Source organism: Halomonas sp. PA16-9, assembly GCF_009728585.1.
GTDB classification, from domain to species: Bacteria; Pseudomonadota; Gammaproteobacteria; order Pseudomonadales; family Halomonadaceae; genus Vreelandella; species Vreelandella titanicae.
Genome location: NZ_CP040451.1, coordinates 2,590,564 through 2,609,341, shown reverse-complemented (window position 1 = coordinate 2,609,341; position 18,778 = coordinate 2,590,564). Strand labels below are relative to the sequence as shown.

The window sequence follows — 18,778 nt, the reverse complement described above, 5'->3', positions numbered from 1 at the left end:
CTATAGGCGCGCGTAAACGAACATCATATCACAGCAAAGAAGCGGCTAAGAACGGCTGGCAGAAGCAAGAGCGCTGACGCTTGCTTAGGGCACTTCAGCAAACGGCAGCCCCAACAGCGCTTTTAGATGTGCCTCAACGCCACTTGCCAGCGACTTCGGGTTATAGCCGCCTTCAAGCACCGATACAATGCGATTATCGGCATACAGGGTGGCGATCTCCATGGCTAGATGGGTAATCCAGTAGAAGTCTTCATCCTCTAAACAGATATCCCCCATGGGGTCATCACGGTGAGCGTCGAAACCCGCGGAGAGCATCACCAAGTCAGGTTTAAAGGCGTGCAGGGCAGGTAGCCAGTGGTTTTCGATGATGCGCCGGAACTCTGGGCCATCGGTGCCCACTTCAAGCGGGGTATTCACAACGTTTTGCCACTCGCTGCGCAAATAACGCCAGGGGTAAAACGGATACTGGAAGCTGGTGCAGATCAGTATCTCAGGATCATTTTTAAAGATATCGATGGTGCCATTGCACTGGTGAACATCAAATCCAGTATAGCGATACGCTTGGCACCATATTTGGCTCGCGCATGGGCCGCCCCCACGGCGATATTATTGTAAAAACAGAATCCCATCGCGTCGCTGGCTTCCGCATGGTGGCCTGGTGGTCTAACCGCACAAAAGACGTTATCCGCCTGACGCTTAATACCTGATCTACCCCACGAATAACCGCTCCCGCTGCAACCCGTGCGGCTTGTAAGCTGTCAGGATTCATCATGGTATCGCTATCTAGCGTAACGATGCCTTCGGTGGGCAAGCACTTCTCTAGGAGCGCAAATGGCGCAAGGGGTGTACTCTGGCAAGAGACTCCTCGCAGGCTGCCTTGGCATCGGCCTGCATGGTTTGCTGTAATAACCCAACAAGCGATAGGCGAGCGCGAATAGCCTCCAGACGCTGAGGGCTTTCAGGATGCTCCGGCCCCATGTGGTGCAATGAGCAGTCTGGGTGGGTAAGGTAGGCGGTAATCATTCCAACGCTCCATTATCATTGATGCCACCTTAATCGCCTTCAGGGCCTGGGCGACAGTGTCAATAAGTCGTACAGCCGCGATTCATGTCAGGGGAGACGCATTTTGAGTACGCGCTTTTTACACCATTTTTTCGAACCTCGCACACTAGCGGTGTTTGGCGCCTCTGAAAAACCCGCGTCGTTGGGCGGTCTAGTGCTGAGAAATATTCAGGAGGGTGGCTTTAAAGGGCCGCTCTGGGCAGTCAATCTAAAAGGCTACTCCCAAGTCTTCGGTGTGCCGTGCGTCAGCCGCGTAAGCGAGCTACCCGAAGTGCCCGACTTAGCCGTGGTCTGCTCGCCGATTGAAGGTGTGCCTAGCCTGATTAAAAAGCTTGGGCAATACGGTGTCAAAGCGGCCCTGGTGCTCTCGGGCGGGGCTTACCTGGATCGAGATAAAGGCAATCAGGGTTCCATTCGCGAACGAATGTTGAGTGCGGCACGCGTCTCGGGTATTCGTGTACTCGGCCCGAGTGCATGGGGCTAATTGTACCGGGCAAAAAGCTTAACGCCTCTTACGCCAGTCAGCCGGTGAAAGCGGGCCGCGTCGCTTACCTGGGCCAGTCCGGCATGCTGGCCAATGCGATGATTGATTGGGCCGCCGGGCGTGATGTGGGCTTTTCGCACTTGATAACCGTTGGCGACAGTGTCGATGTGCTATTGCCAGACCTGATCGATTACGTTAATCAATTCTCGCCCGCTCAGGCCATTATGCTGCACCTTGAGCGAATCAGCGACGCCCAGCACTTTATGACCGCCGTGCGTGATGCATCACGTAATCGTCTGGTACTGGCAATAAAAAGCGGCCGCACCCCAGAATCGGATATATCCGGCATGTCACCCACGCCTGGGATTGCTAACCGTGACGTGGTGTTTGATGCCGCTTTTGCTCGGCAGGGGTGGTGCGGGTAAATGATTCCGATGAGCTGCTTGATGCGCTGGAAACCCTGTCGCGCATGAAACCCCTGAAGGGCGATCGTCTGGCCATTGTCTCTAACGGTTTAGGGCCCGCCATGCTGGCGATCGATAAGCTGATTAGCGCGGGCGGTAAATTGGCTGAATTTAGCGACGAAACCCAGGCAGCGCTGCACCGTAGCGAGGTCGATATGAGCAAGCCGGGCGAGAACCCGGTGGATCTGGGCGGCAATGCCTCGCCCGAGCGGTTTGTCCAAGCGCTGGAGATTGTCGCTGCTGACGCCAACGTGGATGCAGTACTCGTGGTACACGCGCCTACCCGGATGGCGCCATCGCTGGTCACTGCCCAGGCGCTGATCGATAACCGCAAGAAGTTCCGCCGCAACCTGCTCACCAGCTGGATGGGCTTAAAAGAAGCGCTCAATGCTCGCCATATCTGCAATTTAGCCGGGATTCCAACCTATATTTCACCTGAAAAAGCCGTTAAGGCGTTTATGCATATGGTGATTTATCAGCGCGTTCAAGCGCTGCTGCAGGAGATCCCGCCCAGCCTGCCGTTTTCCACTAGCCCGGAAATACGCGCCCAGTGCCGTACGCTGATTAAGCAGGCAAAAGAGCAGGGCAGGCAAACCTTGACCCACTCAGAAACGGCCCAAGTGCTTGAAGCCTATGGCATTCCCACGGCGCCCAGCGTCTATTTGGCCACCCCCGATGAAGCGCTTGCCCGCGCTGCGGAGATCCCTGGCACCAAAGCGCTGAAAGTGGTTCATGAAGGCAACTGTCGCCCTTATCGCTACCGCAAGCATCCGCATAAAATTTCAGCGGGCTTGCTACAGGATTTGGACACGCCCGAACAGGTGGCGGATGGGGTTCGCCAGCTAGGCGAGAAGGTCGCTGAGAAATTTCCCGAGTACGCGATCCGCGAGTACTGTTTGCAGCCCATGCAGCGTGGCAAGCACTCAATGCAGATTTGTGCCGGTATTACCCGTGACCCTGTCTTCGGCCCACTTATCGTCTTTGGCATCGGCGGCTATAAGGTCAACGTGCTGGCTGACCGCCAGGTGGCGTTGCCGCCGCTCAACATGAGCCTGGCCGCCGATGTGGTAGGAAGAACCCACGCCGCCTCATTAATTCGGGAACACTCCGCCGACCCAGAGCGTGACATTCAGCACTTATGCCAAATGCTGGTCAAGTTATCGCAAATGGCCTCCGATCTGAGCGACCTGCGGGGTTTAGAGGTGAATCCACTGCTGCTGAATCGTGACGGTATGGTCGCCGTCGATTTTGCCATGGATCTCGGTACGCCATCGCGCTTTGCGATTATGCCGTACCCCGAAGAACTACGTGAATGGGTGACGTTGAAAAACGGCTGGCAGGTCGAGGTGAGGCCCATTCGTGCCGAAGATGCCACTTAATTACCACCTTCCATCGCCAGCTCTCGAAGAGAGTATTCGTTTTCGCTATTTCCATAACAAGTCCAACCTAACCCAGCGTGACTTATCGATCCTGTCACATATCAATTACGATCGTCAGATGGCCTTTATCGCAGAATATTTAGGCGATGATGGCAGTAAAGAGATGCTAGGGGTGGTGCGGGTATGGAACGATCCGGACAATATTCGTACCGAGTTTTCGGTCATTATTCGCGATGACCTTCAAGGGCTGGGCATTGGCAGCCTGCTAATGAAGAAGATGATCGATTACTGCACGAACATCGGCACTCTGGAAATGGTCGGCAAAATTATGGTCGATAACCATCCAATGCGGGCGCTAATGAAACACTTAGGCTTTAAATGCCGCTACAACATGGAGGAGCAGGTGATTGATGCTGTGCTGCGTCTCAACGAGCCCGAAAGTGAATGGCAGCGGCACCGCCTTGAGAGCCTACCGGATTAGGCATTTGAAAAGCTCTAAAAACTATAAGACCTGCGTATAAAACACAGGCCTAAATTGTGAACTTATTGCTGACGTTATGGCGCCATGCGGAAACGGCCCCATTCACCGCCGTCACGACGCTCAAAGCGTAGGCGGTCATGGAGGCGGCTAGGCTGACCCTGCCAAAACTCGATCATTTCCGGCGTGACACGATAGCCACCCCAGTGGATCGGGCGGGGAATATCCTGGCCATCATAGGCTTGCTCAAAGCGCTTTTGGCGCTCTTCGATCCAGTTGCGGTCGGGAATCACCACACTTTGAGTCGCAATCCATGCGCCCAATTGGCTACCCCGTGGTCGGCTGGCAAAGTACTCATCAGACTCATCGGCTGAAACCTGCTCAACAGGCCCTTCAATACGTACCTGTCGTGAAAGCGAAGGCCACCAGAAGGTCATGGCCGCGAAGGGCACATTGCTCAGCTCGCTCCCCTTATGACTATGGTAATTGGTGTAAAAACCATGCCGCGCTCATCAAATCCCTTTAACAGGACCACCCGAGCGTGAGGGCGGCCTTGGCTATCTACGTGGCTAGTGTCATGGCGTTGCCATCTTTGCCCTCTTTTTCCAGGGCAAGGCTAAACCACTCATCGAATAGCACGAATGGATCGTCGGGTGTCTGGGACTCATCAAGCCTGCCGCCTTCATAATCACGCCTGATATCGGCTATGTTACGTGTCATCGAATACTTCTCCCTGGAGTTTCATCCATGTTCGCCGGTCTGTCTTTAAAGCTCAAGTGACCGACATCAATGGATGTTTAATGCGTTGACTCACTGCTTATATTTTCGGCGGTGTTGCGACTAACCGTTACGACTGACGATTGCGGCTAACTGTCTCGCATTCTATGAGAAAGACTCAATTAATGCGAAGCTATCTCACCACTGGGGCTCATCACTGCTGAGAGAGGACATGTTATGCGCGACAAGGTAGCGATTGAGGTATGGGATGGCTGGCTTCGCCTGTTTCACTGGGGGTTAGTGGCGGCGGTGTTGATTTCATTTTATACACCAAGACTAGCGGAGCGCCTTTCCTATTTCCAATTGAAGTGCATGCCCAAGCGGGCTACCTCATAATCGGATTACTCGTTTTCCGATGGCTGTGGGGCCTACTGGGGAGCGTGTATGCGAGATTTAAAACGTTTTTATATCCACCCGTTGAAACAGTTGCTTATTCCCAATTGCTGCTAAAGCGTCGGCCCGGCGCTTATGCCAGCCATAATCCGCTAGGCGGGTGGATGGTACTGCTGATGCTGCTTTCGCTTAGTTTCCAAGCAGTGAGCGGCCTGTTTTTAAGTGACGATATCTTTTTTCAGGCGCCGCTCTATGGCGTATTTGGCGATGGGGTAGGTGGCCAGCTTAGAACCCTGCATCAACTCAATAGTGATCTACTCATCATTCTAATCGGTCTGCACCTGGCTGGCTTGATCGCACATCGGCTGCTAGGTGAACCGCTAGTAGCAGCAATGCTGGTAGGTACCAAGCGCTTTCGCCAGCAGCCAGTCGATGCGCGTAACGAACCGTATAATGCTGCCACGCTGCGTTTACGTGCCATCGGCAGTTTTTATTGCTGCTGGCGTCGTCCTATGGCTGTGGTTTTAAAGCACTTGTTTTTATTGCCTCGTTTTCTGTTGACGCAACTGTCGACTGCGAAAGCGTGCATAGCCCATGCAGCCAGCAAAAAGCACCAGCGCGACAACCGCCTCTAGGATTCCGCGCAGACCTTGCCCAGGCAGGGTTATTAACATCACGCCTTGGGTGAAGTAAAGCAGGCTGACAAAAGCGAGCCATGCGTGCCCGCGTGCGCGTTTACCAATGATGGAGGGTAAAAACAGCACCAGGGGAAGCACGAACGCGACCACAGGGCGCCAATTAAATTCGTCGCCTTGAAGTACAAGTCCACGGTAAACAACCAGTAGCAGCAGTATGGCAAAGCTGGCTAATACCACCTGTCGGCTTCGAAGGGTCAGTTTATCAAGCCCATGGCGTGCTTCTACATCCTCCAGCCACTGCCTCATAATGCCTCCTGACGCATGGCGTGCAGCGCTAGAGCGAGTCGTGCCAGTCGTTTGCCCTGGGCAACACACAGCGCGCGTTCGTGCTCATCAACAGAGCGGTCACTGCGCGTTCCTGCTAAGTGGCTTGCACCATAGGGCGTGCCACCAGTACGCGTTTCCAGCAAGGTGGTTTCGCTGTAAGGAACCCCTGCGTAGACCATGCCATGATGCAGTAGCGGCACCAGCATTGTGAGCAGGGTGCTCTCTTGCCCACCGTGCAGGCTGGAAGTCGAAGTGAAGGCACTGGCAGGTTTGTCGATCAAGGCACCGTTCATCCACAGACTGCTGGTGGAGTCGATAAAATACTTAAGCGGAGCGGCCATGTTGCCAAACCGGGTGGGGCTACCCAGTGCTAACGCACTGCAGTTGCGCAGGTCGTCTAGCTCAACGTAAACAGCGCCCTCTGCAGGTATTTCTGGCTCAACGGCTTCACAGGTCGTTGAAACCGGCGCCACTGTGCGTAAACGCGCTTGAATACCCGGCACGCTTTCTACACCAGCCGCAATTTGCTGTGCCATGGTGGCGGTCGCGCCAGTGCGCGAGTAGTACAGAACCAAAACGTACGGTGTCATTTCACTCATCACTATTCCTGAATGGGTTCATAAAAGCTGTCCTGGCAATAGGGCTTTGCATGAGGGTTTTGCAAAATAGGGCACAGCATGGTGTCTATGGTATCAGAGCGAACGGGAAGTCCGCGTGCTGTACAAACGTATTTTGTTGCTCAGGTAAACGCAGGTAGACCCAGGCCCGGGTACCATCGTCGAGGGTTATTGTCCTGCGCTCGTAACGAATCCCCAGTCGTTCGTAGCGATCAAGACGAGACAGCTCGTCGGCATCTACTCGTAACAGTAGCCCCTCAACGTTGCTCCCTGGCTGGGGTGAAAGGTCAAGGCCGTTACGTTGATAACCCTCTAAAACCGCATCTTTAGGTGCACCAAAACTTCCCATGACCACTAAGCGAACGGGGGCATAGCGTAGCGTGCCATACACAAAGACCTGATGGGTGCGCTGTTCGATAGTAGGAAGGTCGTCAGGTCGGTCATAAAACCACGGGCTCAGCATGGTTAACCAGAGCCACCCGGCTAAGCTAAGGAGCCCCACACCGCTTAAAATCAAAAGGCGTTTTAGCCAAACCATTTTAATCACACCAGGGCGCCTCGCAATGTAGGATGAGAATATGAATGGGGCGATAAAAAAAACGGACGTTTAGCTTGTCGCTACAGGCAGAGGATGACAAGTTCTATGTTATCGACTGTATGAATCTGCTTAAGCAAACTACCCAGGTTTGCTAGGCTATGTTGGTAAAGCCTGCATGTAAAATAGGTACTCATTAGAACCTGCCGTAGGAGCCTGCAATGAATCAGCCGCTTCGTGATGATCTGGATTTTCGTGCTCTCGTAGGTGATGTGAAACCTTTGCCACCGAGAAATCGTGCTGACCCAGGCGCTAATCGCAAAAGCCCCTCAGAATCCCAGTTGGCTCGGCGGGAGTGGGCAGAGGAAGAGATGGGGGCACGCAACTTTCTGTCCGACGACTTTGTCGATCTGCTGCCCCCCTTTGATCCCATGGAGTATCGCCGCGAGGGCATTCAGCAGGGTGTAGTCGATAAATTAAAGCACGGGGGCTATAGCGTTCAGTCGCAGCTCCACTTGCTTCGGCGCCCATTAACAGAGTGTCGCCGTATGCTGTTTCCCTTATTCAAGAAGCCTACGCCCACGATTTACGCTCCGTTATGATCGTGCATGGCCGCGGGCGAGAGATTGATAGCCCCGCCAACGTACTGCGTTCATACCTGGCCAAGTGGCTATGCCAGTTTGAGGAAGTGCAGGCGTACGTCTCCGCACAGCCTTCGGAAGGTGGGTTGGGCGCGACCTGGGTAATGCTACGTAAAAGCGATCGCGCCAAAGCCAATAACCGTGAGCGCCAGCAGAAACGGCGGGGGTGACGGTTTAATAATAGAGCCAGTCACAAATAAAAAGGGCAGCCGAAGCTGCCCTTTTGGGTTTATAACATTCACGCTCTGCGTCTACTTATTATCGGCTAAACGGCGCTCAAACAGCGCCTGTCGCTCTTCAACATCGGGTTGGTAGCGAACGCTGATAAAACTTAGCGCGCGCAGGGCATCCTCGGGATGCTGGTCATCGCGCAGCGCCATGGCAGTAAAACCACAACGGCGCATATACTCCAGCTGATCGACCAGGACATCACCCACCGCGCGCACTTCGCCGCTATAGCCGTAGCGCTCGCGCAGCAGGCGGGCGATGCTGTAGCCACGGCCATCGGTGAAGGCAGGGAAGTCAATAGCGATGGCTACGGCATTACCAAGCTGTTTGCCTAATTCGGCCGTCAGCTCGGTATCGCTGGTGAGTAGTGGTGCCAGCTCAGCGTCTTCCTGATTGGCCTGCCACAACGCCAGCGGCACAAACGCTGGGCGCTGTTCGGGCAGGGTGTCTGCATCGTAGGAAACACACCAAGCGTTTTCCGCCGCAAGCTCGCCATTGAAAATCAAGTGATCGACATGAACCGGTGTCTGTTCAACCGCTTCAGCTTGCGTCTCAGCTGTTTTATTAGGCATAGACACGCTCCTTAAAGGGTTTTAGGCCAATACGGCGGTAAGTATCCAAGAAGCGTTCGTCCTCATGGCGCTGCGACACATAGACTTCCAATACTTTTTCAACCACATCCGGCACGTCTGAGCGGAAAAAGGATGGGCCTAAAATCTTACCAAGCGAGGCATCGTCGGTGGAGTTGCCGCCAATCGATATCTGATAGAACTCTTCGCCTTTTTTATCCACGCCCAGGATGCCGATATGACCCACATGGTGGTGGCCACAAGCATTCATGCAGCCGGAGATATTCAGATCCAGCGGGCCAAGGTCATACAAGAAGTCGAGGTCTTCAAAACGTTCCTGCAGCGCCTGGGCAATGGGAATGGAGACCGCATTAGCCAAGCTGCAGTAGTCGCCTCCAGGGCAGCAGATAATGTCGTTGAGCGTGCCCACGGTGGGGTTCGCCATACCCAACGCTTCAAGCTCTTCCCACAGCGCTTCCAGTTCATCGACCGGTACGTCAGAAAGCACCAGGTTCTGTTCGTGGGTAACACGCACTTCACCAAAGCTGTAGCGATCGGCTAAATCTGCGACGGCTTCCATTTGGTCAGCTGTAACATCCCCAGGCGCGTGCTCGCGGCGTTTCAGTGACAGCGTTACGGCCTTATAGCCGGGCACTTTGTGGTCGGTCACGTTGTTGGTGACAAAGCGCGCGAAGCTGCGATTTTCGGCACGCAAACGGTCAAAATCTTCGTTAGCGCTCTCTGCAACCGGGCGACGATCAGGCTCGGGGAAGTGAACTTTGGCTGCGTCGACGGCTGCTTGGTTAAGCGTTTGCGGGCCGTCTTTCAAATGCGCCCACTCTTCTTCGACCCGACGACGGAACTCCTCAATGCCCAGGGCTTTAACCAGGATTTTAATCCGCGCCTTGAACTTGTTATCCCGGCGACCAAACTGGTTGTAAACCCGTACACAGGCTTCCAGGTAGGTGAGCAGATGCTGCCAGGGCAGATCTTCACGTACCACGTCTGCAATCATAGGAGTACGGCCAAGGCCGCCGCCGGCTAGCACTTTAACACGCAGCTCGCCGTCGTCGTTGTGCCATAGGCGCAGGCCAATATCGTGCACTTGAATCGCCGCACGGTCTTGGGCCGCACCGCTGACCGCGATTTTAAACTTACGCGGCAGATAGGCGAATTCCGGGTGCAGAGTCGACCACTGGCGGATTAATTCGCACCAGGGACGTGGATCTTCCACTTCATCGTTGGCGATGCCGGCAAACTGGTCGTGGTGGTGTTACGAATGCAGTTACCACTGGTTTGAATCGCGTGCATTTGGACTTTGGCGAGATCTGCCAAAATATCCGGCACGTCTTCAAGGGCAGGCCAGTTAAGCTGCAAATTTTGCCGGGTGGTAAAGTGGCCGTAGCCGCGGTCATAGCGGCGGGTGATCTCAGCCAGGGCACGCAGTTGGCTACCCGCCAGCATGCCGTAAGGAATCGCAATACGCAGCATAGGCGCATGGCGTTGAATATAGAGGCCGTTCTGCAACCGTAAAGGGCGAAACTCCTCTTCTCCCAAACGCCCGGCGCGGTAGCGTTCCATTTGGTCGCGGAACTGAGCGACACGCTCGTCAACCAGGGTTTGGTCGTGAATATCATAACGGTACATGTGGCACGATCCTGCTAAAAAGCGAAATGGTCACGTTGAGACGGACGTTAATGTAGCGTCACCTTAACGCGGGCGTCATATTCTTCAAAAGAATATATAATTATCTTTTTATCTCTAAAAGCTATTTAGAACACCAATTACGGGTCAGGCAGACGGTTAGAAAGCAGGGGCCAGCCAGCGGCGTCGTTGCCATACCCATAAAAAGCCGGCTGAGTTTATCAACCGGTAGAGCAGTTGCATAAGCCAGATACCTAATAAGCCCTGGTCTAAACCAATCCCGACCCACCAGGCCAGGGGTAAAAAAAGTAGCCACTGCATCCCCAGGGTCAACATCATCACCGTGCGTTGAGCGCCCGCGCCCATTAAGGCCTGGGCGAGCACTAAAGCTGCGGCATCCAGCACAATCATCACGCCGGTTATCTGCAATGGGAGTTTACCCAGCGCTACTAGCTCGCTACTGCTGAAAAATATCCCAAGTACCTGTTCAGGTATCACTAACATCGGCAGCGCCAGCACAAGTAGCAGTAACCATGCGACCCGCAGCGCATCCAGACCCCAGCGGTGGGCTTCGTGCTGAGCATCGCGGCCTAATGCCTCACCTACTAAGCTCATCGCCGCAACGCCAATCCCCACCCCCGGCAAAATTAACAGCAGTGAAAGATTAATCAATACATGGCCAACCGCGACACTGGCCGTGCCTAGCTGGCTAAGTAACCAAATGAGTACCGCATAACCCGCTGCAAATAAAAACTGCTGCAAAGAGTGAGGAGCGGCAAGTACCAAGGTCGTACGCAGGGTGGCTAAGCAAGGCATGCGTGTCAAAAAATGCTGGACAAATGGGCTTTTTATGCTCACCCAGCACCAAACAATCAAGCCAATAAACAGCGATAGCGTTGTGCCAGCACCCGCACCGCTCGCACCCATTTTGGGTAGCCCGGCGAATCCATAGATCAACCCCGCACTGGCCGCCACATTAATCAAGTGAACCGCCACGATGATACGCAAGTAGAGATGTGTTTGCTGGCGACCGTTCCAGTAGCCACGAAAGCAGAGCGTTAGCGCAATGGCCATTAGTGACACCACACGCCAACGAAAATAGTCAACGGCGACGCTTTGCACATCATCGGCTTGGCTAATCAAGCCAATCAGCAGCGGTGCTTGCCACCAAGCCCAGACGGATAGCGGCAGGCCAACCACAAGTCCAATCACCAGCCCCGAGTTAAGCGGATGGGCAATATCCGCGTGGGCAGCCCCCTCGCGCTGGGCGGTTTGTGACTGCACGCTGGAGGAGAGGCCAAATACAAGAGCACTGAGCATAAACATGGCGTAACCGCCCACGCCAACACCCGCAAGCGCTACCTCGCCTAAATGCCCTACCAGTACGGCATCGATCAAGTTAAGCATGCTCTGGGAGAGCATGCCCAACATGATCGGAAAAGCTAACCGCATGACCTTGCCATGGCGACCGGGAACAAACAGCATTAATTAGCTCGGGTCGTAGGAGAGTACTGGTGAGAGCCAGCGCTCCATTTCCTCAAGGGGCATCTGTTTACGCTCGGCAATGGCCTCGACCTGATCCCGGGTGATCTTACCGGTAGAGAAGTATTTCGACTGGGGATGGGCAAAGTACCAGCCGGAAACCGCTGCCGCAGGCCACATGGCGAAGTTTTCGGTCAACGCCAAACCGGTATTTTCGGTGGCATCGAGCAGCCGGAATAGCGTGGCTTTTTCGGTATGATCCGGGCAGGCAGGGTAGCCGGGGGCAGGGCGGATGCCCTGATACTTCTCAGCGATCAGGGCATCGTTGTCCAGCGTTTCTTCCGGTACATAGCCCCAAAACTCTTTGCGTACCCGTTCATGCATGCGCTCGGCAAAGGCCTCCGCAAGGCGATCCGTCAACGCCTGCACCATAATCGCATTGTAGTCGTCGCCTGCCGCCTCATAAGCTTTGGTGAGCTCATCGACACCGTGCCCGGTGGTGACCGCAAAGCCGCCAATCCAGTCGGCTTTGCGGCTCTCTTTGGGGGCAATAAAATCGGCCAGGCTGTAGCAGATACCGTCGCGGCCTTTGGTGGTCTGTTGACGGATATGGAAGAGACGTTCGACGACTTCGCTGCGTGACTCATCGGCGTACACCTCGATGACATCATCATCCACGCTATTGGCGGGCCACAGGCCGATAACACCGCGGGCCTGAACGCGTTTCTCATCGACCAGCTTGCGCAGCATGATCTTGGCATCTTCAAACAGGTTGCGAGCGGCTTCCCCGACGACCTTATCGTCGAGAATCTTGGGATACTTGCCCGCTAGCTGCCAGCTCATAAAGAACGGCGTCCAGTCGATGCGTTCGATCAGCTCTTTCAGGTCGTAATCATCGAAGGTTTTCAGCCCCAGCATATTGGGCTTGGCGGGAGTGTGGACGCTCCAATCGGTGCGAAAACGCCGCTTGCGCGCCTGGGTGTAGTCAAGATCTGCCGCTTTGGGGCGGCGCTTGGCATTACGCTCGCGAACCTTCTCGTACTCTTCACGTATCTCGGTGACGTAAGGTGTTTTTAAAGCAGGCGTCAATAATTTGCCCGCTACACCAACGGCCCGGGAGGCATCGGTAACGTAAATTACCGGGTGTTCGTACTGCGGCTCGATCTTTACCGCGGTATGGGCTTTAGAGGTGGTGGCACCACCAATCAGCAGCGGTAGATCCATACCGCGTCGCTGCATCTCTTTGGCAACGTGCACCATTTCATCCAGCGACGGGGTGATCAGCCCGGAAAGGCCGATAATATCGGCGTTATGTTCCTTGGCTGCCTGCAGAATTTTTTCGGTAGGCACCATGACGCCAAGGTCAATCACCTCATAATTATTACACTGCAAGACCACGCCAACGATATTCTTACCAATATCGTGGACATCGCCTTTGACCGTGGCCATCACGATCTTACCTTTGGCTTTGGTCTCTTCGCTCTTTTCGGCTTCGATATAGGGGATTAAGTAGGCCACGGCCTGTTTCATGACCCGCGCAGACTTAACTACCTGGGGCAGGAACATTTTGCCGTCGCCAAACAAATCGCCGACCACGTTCATGCCGTCCATCAGCGGGCCTTCGATCACCTCAATAGGGCGTTCGGCCTCGGCGCGGGCCTGTTCGGTGTCATCCTCGATATACACCGTAATACCTTTAACCAGCGCGTGTTCGATACGCTTGTTAACCGGCCAGCTGCGCCACTCAAGATCCTCTTTCTTAGCCGCGCCGCTGCCATCGCCTTTATATTTATCGGCGATATCCAGCAGTCGCTCGGTACCGTCGCTGCGGCGGTTGAGCACCACGTCTTCAACCGCATCGCGCAGCTCGGCGGGGAGGTCGTCGTAAACAGCGAGCTGGCCTGCGTTGACGATGCCCATGGTGAGGCCCGCACGGATGGCGTGATAGAGGAACGCCGAGTGAATCGCTTCGCGCACCGGGTTGTTGCCGCGGAACGAGAGAAAGAGACGTTTGACACCCCGCCGGAAACCATCGCGTGGGGCAGGTTTTCGCGAATCCACTGGGTCGCTTCGATAAAATCGACCGCGTAGTTATTGTGCTCCTCGATGCCGGTGGCGATGGCAAAGATATTTGGGTCAAAGATGATATCTTCGGCGGGAAAGCCGATTTCATCGACCAGTAGGCGATAGGCGCGCTGACAAATTTCGGTTTTGCGGGCGAAGGTGTCTGCCTGGCCTTCTTCGTCAAAGGCCATGACGACAATGGCAGCGCCAAAGCGGCGGCATTTGGTCGCCTGTTCGCGGAAGGCGGCTTCGCCCTCTTTAAGCGAGATGGAGTTCACCACCGCCTTACCCTGGACGCACTTGAGGCCCGCTTCGATGATCTCCCACTTGGAGGAGTCGATCATAATCGGCACACGGGCGATATCTGGCTCGCCAGCGATCAAGTTAAGGAAGCGCTCCATGGCTTCCTTAGACTCGAGCATGCCCTCGTCCATATTGATATCGATGACCTGGGCGCCGTTTTCGACTTGCTCCAGGGCGACTTCCAAGGCGGTGGTGAAGTCCTCTTCCACAATCAAGCGCTTAAAGCGTGCCGAGCCGGTGACGTTGGTGCGCTCGCCGACGTTGACGAACAGCGAGTCAGCCTCAATGTTGAACGGCTCTAGGCCTGATAGACGGCAGGCGCGGCTGCGCTCAGGAATTACCCGCGGCGTCATATCGCGAACCGAATCAGCAATGGCGCGAATGTGCTCAGGCGTGGAGCCGCAGCAGCCGCCGATAATATTCACCAACCCGCTGGCAGCAAACTCACTGACAATCTCCGACATCTCTTCCGGCGTTTGGTCGTACTCACCAAACTCGTTGGGCAGGCCCGCATTGGGGTGGGCGGAGACAAAGGTATCGGCTTTGGTAGCGAGCTCTTCCAGATAGGGGCGCAACTCCTCGGCACCCAAGGCACAGTTCAAGCCTACCGACAGCGGCTGAGCATGGCGTACCGAGTTCCAGAAGGCTTCGGTGGTTTGACCTGACAGCGTACGCCCCGAGGCATCGGTAATGGTGCCGGAGATCATTACCGGCAAGCGCTCGCCGCGGTCATCGAACAGCTCTTCCAGGGCATAGATCGCGGCCTTGGCGTTAAGCGTATCGAAGATGGTTTCGATCATGATCAGATCGGCACCGCCTGCAATCAGCGCTTCAGCGGCTTCATAGTAATTCTCACGCAGCTCATCGAAGGTGACGTTACGCTTGGCGGGATCATTCACATCCGGCGATAGCGACGCGGTGCGCGAGGTGGGGCCTAACACACCCGCAACGTAGCGGGGTACGCCGGTTTCGGCTGCCACTGCATCACACACCTCACGAGCCAGGCGCGCTGACTCGCGGTTGAGTTCAACCACCAGCGATTCCATGCCGTAATCAGACTGTGACAGCTGAGTGCTATTAAAGGTGTTGGTCTCAATAATGTCGGCACCGGCTTCCAGGTAGTCACGGTGAATCCGCGTGACCACTTCGGGGCAGGTTAGCGCGAGCAGATCATTATTGCCTTTGAGATCCGAGGGCCAGTCGCTAAACCGTTCGCCGCGAAAATCTTCCTCGCTCAACTGGGCATTCTGCAGCATGGTTCCCATGCCGCCATCCAGAATCAGGATACGTGGGCAAGGCGTTGGGTGAGGGTTGCGATCAAAGCACTATCAGCCATGGCAGGGGGAGTTCTCCAGCGTCACAGTCGTCAAAGGGGATGTTGTTATCGTCGGAAAAGCAGCATCTGTCGTTATAAGGCGCATAATGATAACAAAAGGGATGGCAAAAGGCGCCCCTACGGAGGCTATACGCAAGATAAGGAAAGATAATTAATAGTCGCTCGTAAAAAGAGCTGTTTAAAATAGCCGACTAAAACAGTCGGGATTGTGTCAGCGCGCTGTTTTGCTTACCATAGACACAAATGACATGTGAAGTGGCGCGCCACTACCACGGGAGGAAGACAGCCCTCATGACCACGACTAGCGAAAAAGAAACCAGTGTCGATACCCAAGGTATTGATATTACAAACAGTGCGCAAGAATACTTGGCAGAACTGCTGGAAAAGCAGAACGTTGAAGGTATTGCCGTACGCATTTTCATTACCCAGCCGGGCACACCCTACGCGGAAACCTGCCTGGCTTACTGTCGTCCCGGCGAAGAAGAACCCACCGACGTTCTGCTTGAGCTCGAGAAAATCAACGTCTTTCTCGATAAAAACAGCTTAGCGTTTTTGGAAGAGGCGGTGGTGGATTTCAACGCCGACCGCATGGGTGGCCAACTGACGATCAAAGCGCCCAACGCCAAGATGCCCAAGGTAAATGCGGATAGCCCGCTGGAAGACCGTATCAATTATGTGCTTTACAGCGAGATCAATCCTGGGCTGGCGGCCCACGGTGGTGAAATCAAGCTGGTGGAACTCACCGAACAACAGTACGCGGTGTTGGCCTTTGGCGGCGGCTGCCAGGGTTGTGCAGCGGTTGATTTAACCCTGAAAGATGGCGTTGAGAAAACCCTGATGGAGCGCATTCCAGAGCTTGCCGGTATTCGCGACGTTACCGATCACAGCGACACCACCAACGCTTACTACCGCTAAATAAGCGATAGTAAGGCTCAAAAGCCCAGCTTGAATCGCTGGGCTTTTTTACGTCTACTGGCCTGGCTCACTGCTCTGTTTTGAAAGCGCATCGGGCAGCGCCGTTAGCTGTGTTTGTAACGCTTCCATACGGCTCCAAAGCTTCTCTTGCCACGCTTGCTGTAGCGCAGCTTCGCGCTCGGCATGCTGTTGAGATTGGCTGTTTAGCGCGGCTTTGGCCTCATCTAGCTGCTGGGTCAGCGCTTTCTCTTGCTTCTCCAATGCCGTCATTTGCTGTTTCTGCTCACTTAGCTGTTGCTCGCGCTCACTGGCTTCCAGCTGTAGTTGATGCAGGGCCTGCTGCTTTGTCTTTAGCTCCTGACTCAATGTCTCAATGCGCTGCTCGGACTGCTGCAGACGTTTTTGGAAAGTCTTCTCTTCCTGGCACGCGTCTGCTGAGCGCTATCCAGCATCGCCATCAGCCTTCCTTCGGCCGCCTCATGGCGCTGCTCCTCTTGTGCTAAACGCTGCTCCCACGCTACCTGCTGCTCGCTGAGGGCATTGCTATGCGCATCGCGCTGTGCATCTGCCTGGCTCTCTAGCTGCTGCTGTACCTGCTTCAGTTGAGTTACTTCTTCTTGGGATGCTTCGGCCTGTTGATGCCAGTGATGTTCGCTGGTTTGACTGGCGGCTAATTCCCGGTTTAACGCTTCCATGCGCTGCTCCATATGACGCAAATGCTCGGCGAGGGCGCTTTCGCGCTGTTCGGCGTTAGCGGCCTGCTGTTTAGCGTCCTCCGCGAGCTGCTGGGCCTCTGCCACTTGGCGATTGGCATCTTCGCGATAATGGAGCAGCGTTTGATTCGCTACCTCCTGGGCCTCGCGCCATAGCTCACTGGCCATGGTCACCACGACTTCCGGCACACCCTTGGGCGGCGGCACGTCGCGATTCTGTTCCCGCTCGCTGCGCCACAGGCGAAAGTGATCACTAATCGTCGTGAAGCTGCCGGTGCCCAGAACATCTCGAATACGCTGCACGCTGGGCGTGTCGCCCCGGGCCAACAGGGCATCAATGGCTTGTTGAACATCGCTGTACTGAATGCCGTTGCGGGCCATGAAATGATCCTTCCTTGAGAGCTTCTGTAACCACCATTGTCGGGACTTGTCGTATAAAAAGCAACAATTACGTATTATGTAATACGTAATTTTATTTATGATAATGCACATAAATTCAAGATTACCCGTATTATCTTGAATTTATAGGACTACAGGAGCACACTTAAGGCCAGATAATGTAAAAATCGGCTAAAAAGAAGAGAGTAGCGACGGGCATGGCGAACGAGGTTATAACACCCACTAGTCAACTGCAGATATTGAAAGAGTCGTCAAATGGCGGACGTATTAGCGCCCAAAATGATGCCCAGGCAGTGACCGCGTGGCTTAATGAGTACGTGGATAGCCCCCAAACCTGGAAAGCGTACCGTCGCGAAGCGGAGCGGTTGCTGCTCTGGCTGGCTAGCCAAGGGCACATGCTGGCCGATATAAACCGCGAAAACCTGCGCCGCTTTGAAGCCTTTCTCGCCGACCCACAGCCAAGCGAACAATGGGTAGGGCCCTCCAAACCCCGCGCGCACCCGTCGTGGCGGCCATTTCGTGGCGGTTTATCACCCGCCAGCCAACGCCAAAGCCTGGTGATACTGCAAGGGATGTTTGCCTGGTTGGTGGAAGCAGGCTGGGTTCACCACAATCCGTTTCGCTTGATGCGCGATAAATCGCGGCGCCTGAATAATCAAACGCCGCGTGTTGAGCGCTATTTGGAAAGTGATTTGTGGGCGTGGCTGTGGGAGTGGCTGAATAGCCCGTTAGAGGCTGGGGAGGGCAGTCGTGCCCGTTTTGAACATTCACGACGGCGCTTTATCTTTGGCTTTGCCTATTTGCTGGCACCGCGCATCAGCGAGATGGCCGATGCACGTATGGGGGATTTCCAGCGCAGCGAAGGGCGCTGGTGGTGGCATGTGGTGGGCAAGGGAAACAAGATGGCGCGCATTCCGTTGCCTGACGATATGCTTGATTGTTTGCGCCAGTGGCGCCATACGCTGGGATTGCCTGAATACCCTGAGCAGTTTGAAGCTGAAGCACCGGTGCTTCGCGCTCTGGATGGACAGCGCGGCCTGGGCCATAACCAGCTTTATCGGCTTATTCGCGCAACGTTTCAGCAGGCGGCACAAGCACTTGAAGATATTAACGGAGCATCGGAACATGTGACCGCGCTTAACCTGGCAACGCCGCACTGGTTACGGCACACATCGATCACCCATCAGGCTCAATCGGGTATTAGCCTGCGTCATCTGGCCGAAAGCGCTCGACACGCACGCCTCGACACCACCTCACGCTATCTCCATAGCGAAGACAACGAGTGGCATCTTGAACAGCAGCGACATCGATTGACTGTTTCCGACACAACCTCCCTCAAGACACCTTCGAGCCGTTATAATGGCAACAATGAGTAACCCTATGACGCAAA

At 54.8% G+C, this 18,778-nt stretch carries 11 protein-coding genes and 6 pseudogenes; 6 read left to right on the top strand and 11 right to left on the bottom strand.

The features are described 5' to 3' along the window. Positions 1 to 84 precede the first annotated feature (84 nt). A pseudogene (locus FDY98_RS12035) lies at positions 85 to 1,023 on the bottom strand (histone deacetylase family protein). Positions 1,024 to 1,126: 103 nt separating this feature from the next. Between FDY98_RS12035 and FDY98_RS12030 the strand changes: the two are divergent. Beyond that, a pseudogene (locus FDY98_RS12030) lies at positions 1,127 to 3,870 on the top strand (bifunctional acetate--CoA ligase family protein/GNAT family N-acetyltransferase). Positions 3,871 to 3,944: 74 nt separating this feature from the next. Here the strand turns inward: FDY98_RS12030 and pdxH are convergent. Then, a pseudogene (gene pdxH, locus FDY98_RS12025) lies at positions 3,945 to 4,587 on the bottom strand (pyridoxamine 5'-phosphate oxidase). 234 nt (positions 4,588 to 4,821) lie between these two features. Between pdxH and FDY98_RS27915 the strand changes: the two are divergent. Together FDY98_RS27915 and FDY98_RS12020 are read left to right on the top strand one after the other, a co-directional pair. Continuing rightward, positions 4,822 to 4,980: a hypothetical protein gene (locus FDY98_RS27915; RefSeq protein WP_340146901.1), complete on the top strand. Its 159-nt coding sequence runs from the start codon at positions 4,822 to 4,824 to the stop codon at positions 4,978 to 4,980. Then, the gene (locus FDY98_RS12020) at positions 4,953 to 5,612 is read left to right on the top strand and encodes a cytochrome b/b6 domain-containing protein (RefSeq protein ID WP_340146885.1); all 660 of its coding nucleotides are present in this window, start codon (positions 4,953 to 4,955) and stop codon (positions 5,610 to 5,612) included. The genes FDY98_RS27915 and FDY98_RS12020 overlap by 28 nt, the downstream gene beginning before the upstream one ends. On the opposite strand, the gene FDY98_RS12015 is transcribed toward FDY98_RS12020, so the two are convergent. From FDY98_RS12015 to FDY98_RS12005, 3 genes are all read right to left on the bottom strand, one after another. Continuing rightward, entirely contained in the window at positions 5,517 to 5,921 is a 405-nt protein-coding gene (locus FDY98_RS12015) for a DUF2069 domain-containing protein (RefSeq protein ID WP_027959438.1), read from the bottom strand. The genes FDY98_RS12020 and FDY98_RS12015 overlap by 96 nt on opposite strands. Further along, entirely contained in the window at positions 5,918 to 6,541 is a 624-nt protein-coding gene (wrbA, locus tag FDY98_RS12010; protein ID WP_027959437.1) for an NAD(P)H:quinone oxidoreductase, read from the bottom strand. Before wrbA ends, FDY98_RS12015 begins: the two co-directional genes overlap by 4 nt. A gap of 85 nt (positions 6,542 to 6,626) precedes the next feature. Next, complete coding sequence (locus FDY98_RS12005; RefSeq protein WP_035537470.1) at positions 6,627 to 7,097, bottom strand: gamma-glutamylcyclotransferase family protein; 471 nt, start codon at positions 7,095 to 7,097, stop codon at positions 6,627 to 6,629. A gap of 218 nt (positions 7,098 to 7,315) precedes the next feature. Between FDY98_RS12005 and smrA the strand changes: the two are divergent. Beyond that, a pseudogene (gene smrA, locus FDY98_RS12000) lies at positions 7,316 to 7,905 on the top strand (DNA endonuclease SmrA). A gap of 81 nt (positions 7,906 to 7,986) precedes the next feature. On the opposite strand, the gene FDY98_RS11995 reads toward smrA, so the two are convergent. The 4 genes and pseudogenes from FDY98_RS11995 to metH form a co-directional block, all read right to left on the bottom strand. Then, positions 7,987 to 8,535, bottom strand: a complete 549-nt coding sequence (locus tag FDY98_RS11995) for a DUF934 domain-containing protein (RefSeq protein ID WP_022523459.1) — start codon at positions 8,533 to 8,535, stop codon at positions 7,987 to 7,989. After that, positions 8,528 to 10,179, bottom strand: a pseudogene (locus tag FDY98_RS11990) (nitrite/sulfite reductase). The gene FDY98_RS11995 and the pseudogene FDY98_RS11990 overlap by 8 nt, the downstream one beginning before the upstream one ends. Before the next feature lie 156 nt (positions 10,180 to 10,335). Beyond that, entirely contained in the window at positions 10,336 to 11,661 is a 1,326-nt protein-coding gene (locus FDY98_RS11985) for an MATE family efflux transporter (protein ID WP_027959434.1), read from the bottom strand. A 3-nt stretch (positions 11,662 to 11,664) separates the two neighbouring features. Continuing rightward, positions 11,665 to 15,361 (bottom strand): annotated as a pseudogene (gene metH / locus FDY98_RS11980) (methionine synthase). Between the two features lie 291 nt (positions 15,362 to 15,652). On the opposite strand from metH, the gene nfuA reads away from it, so the two are divergent. After that, positions 15,653 to 16,276, top strand: coding sequence for a Fe-S biogenesis protein NfuA (gene nfuA, locus FDY98_RS11975; protein ID WP_027959432.1), 624 nt, complete (start codon positions 15,653 to 15,655; stop codon positions 16,274 to 16,276). Positions 16,277 to 16,330: 54 nt separating this feature from the next. Here the strand turns inward: nfuA and FDY98_RS27910 are convergent, their stop codons facing one another. Together FDY98_RS27910 and FDY98_RS11970 are read right to left on the bottom strand one after the other, a co-directional pair. Further along, positions 16,331 to 16,642, bottom strand: coding sequence for a hypothetical protein (locus FDY98_RS27910; protein ID WP_340146514.1), 312 nt, complete (start codon positions 16,640 to 16,642; stop codon positions 16,331 to 16,333). After that, positions 16,639 to 17,370 carry a DNA-binding protein gene (locus FDY98_RS11970; protein ID WP_340146513.1) on the bottom strand — a complete coding sequence of 244 codons (732 nt, stop codon included), beginning with the start codon at positions 17,368 to 17,370 and terminating at the stop codon, positions 16,639 to 16,641. Before FDY98_RS11970 ends, FDY98_RS27910 begins: the two co-directional genes overlap by 4 nt. Before the next feature lie 215 nt (positions 17,371 to 17,585). Between FDY98_RS11970 and FDY98_RS11965 the strand changes: the two genes are divergently transcribed. Next, the gene (locus FDY98_RS11965) at positions 17,586 to 18,764 is read left to right on the top strand and encodes a tyrosine-type recombinase/integrase (protein ID WP_027959430.1); all 1,179 of its coding nucleotides are present in this window, start codon (positions 17,586 to 17,588) and stop codon (positions 18,762 to 18,764) included. The last annotated feature ends 14 nt before the right edge of the window (positions 18,765 to 18,778 follow it).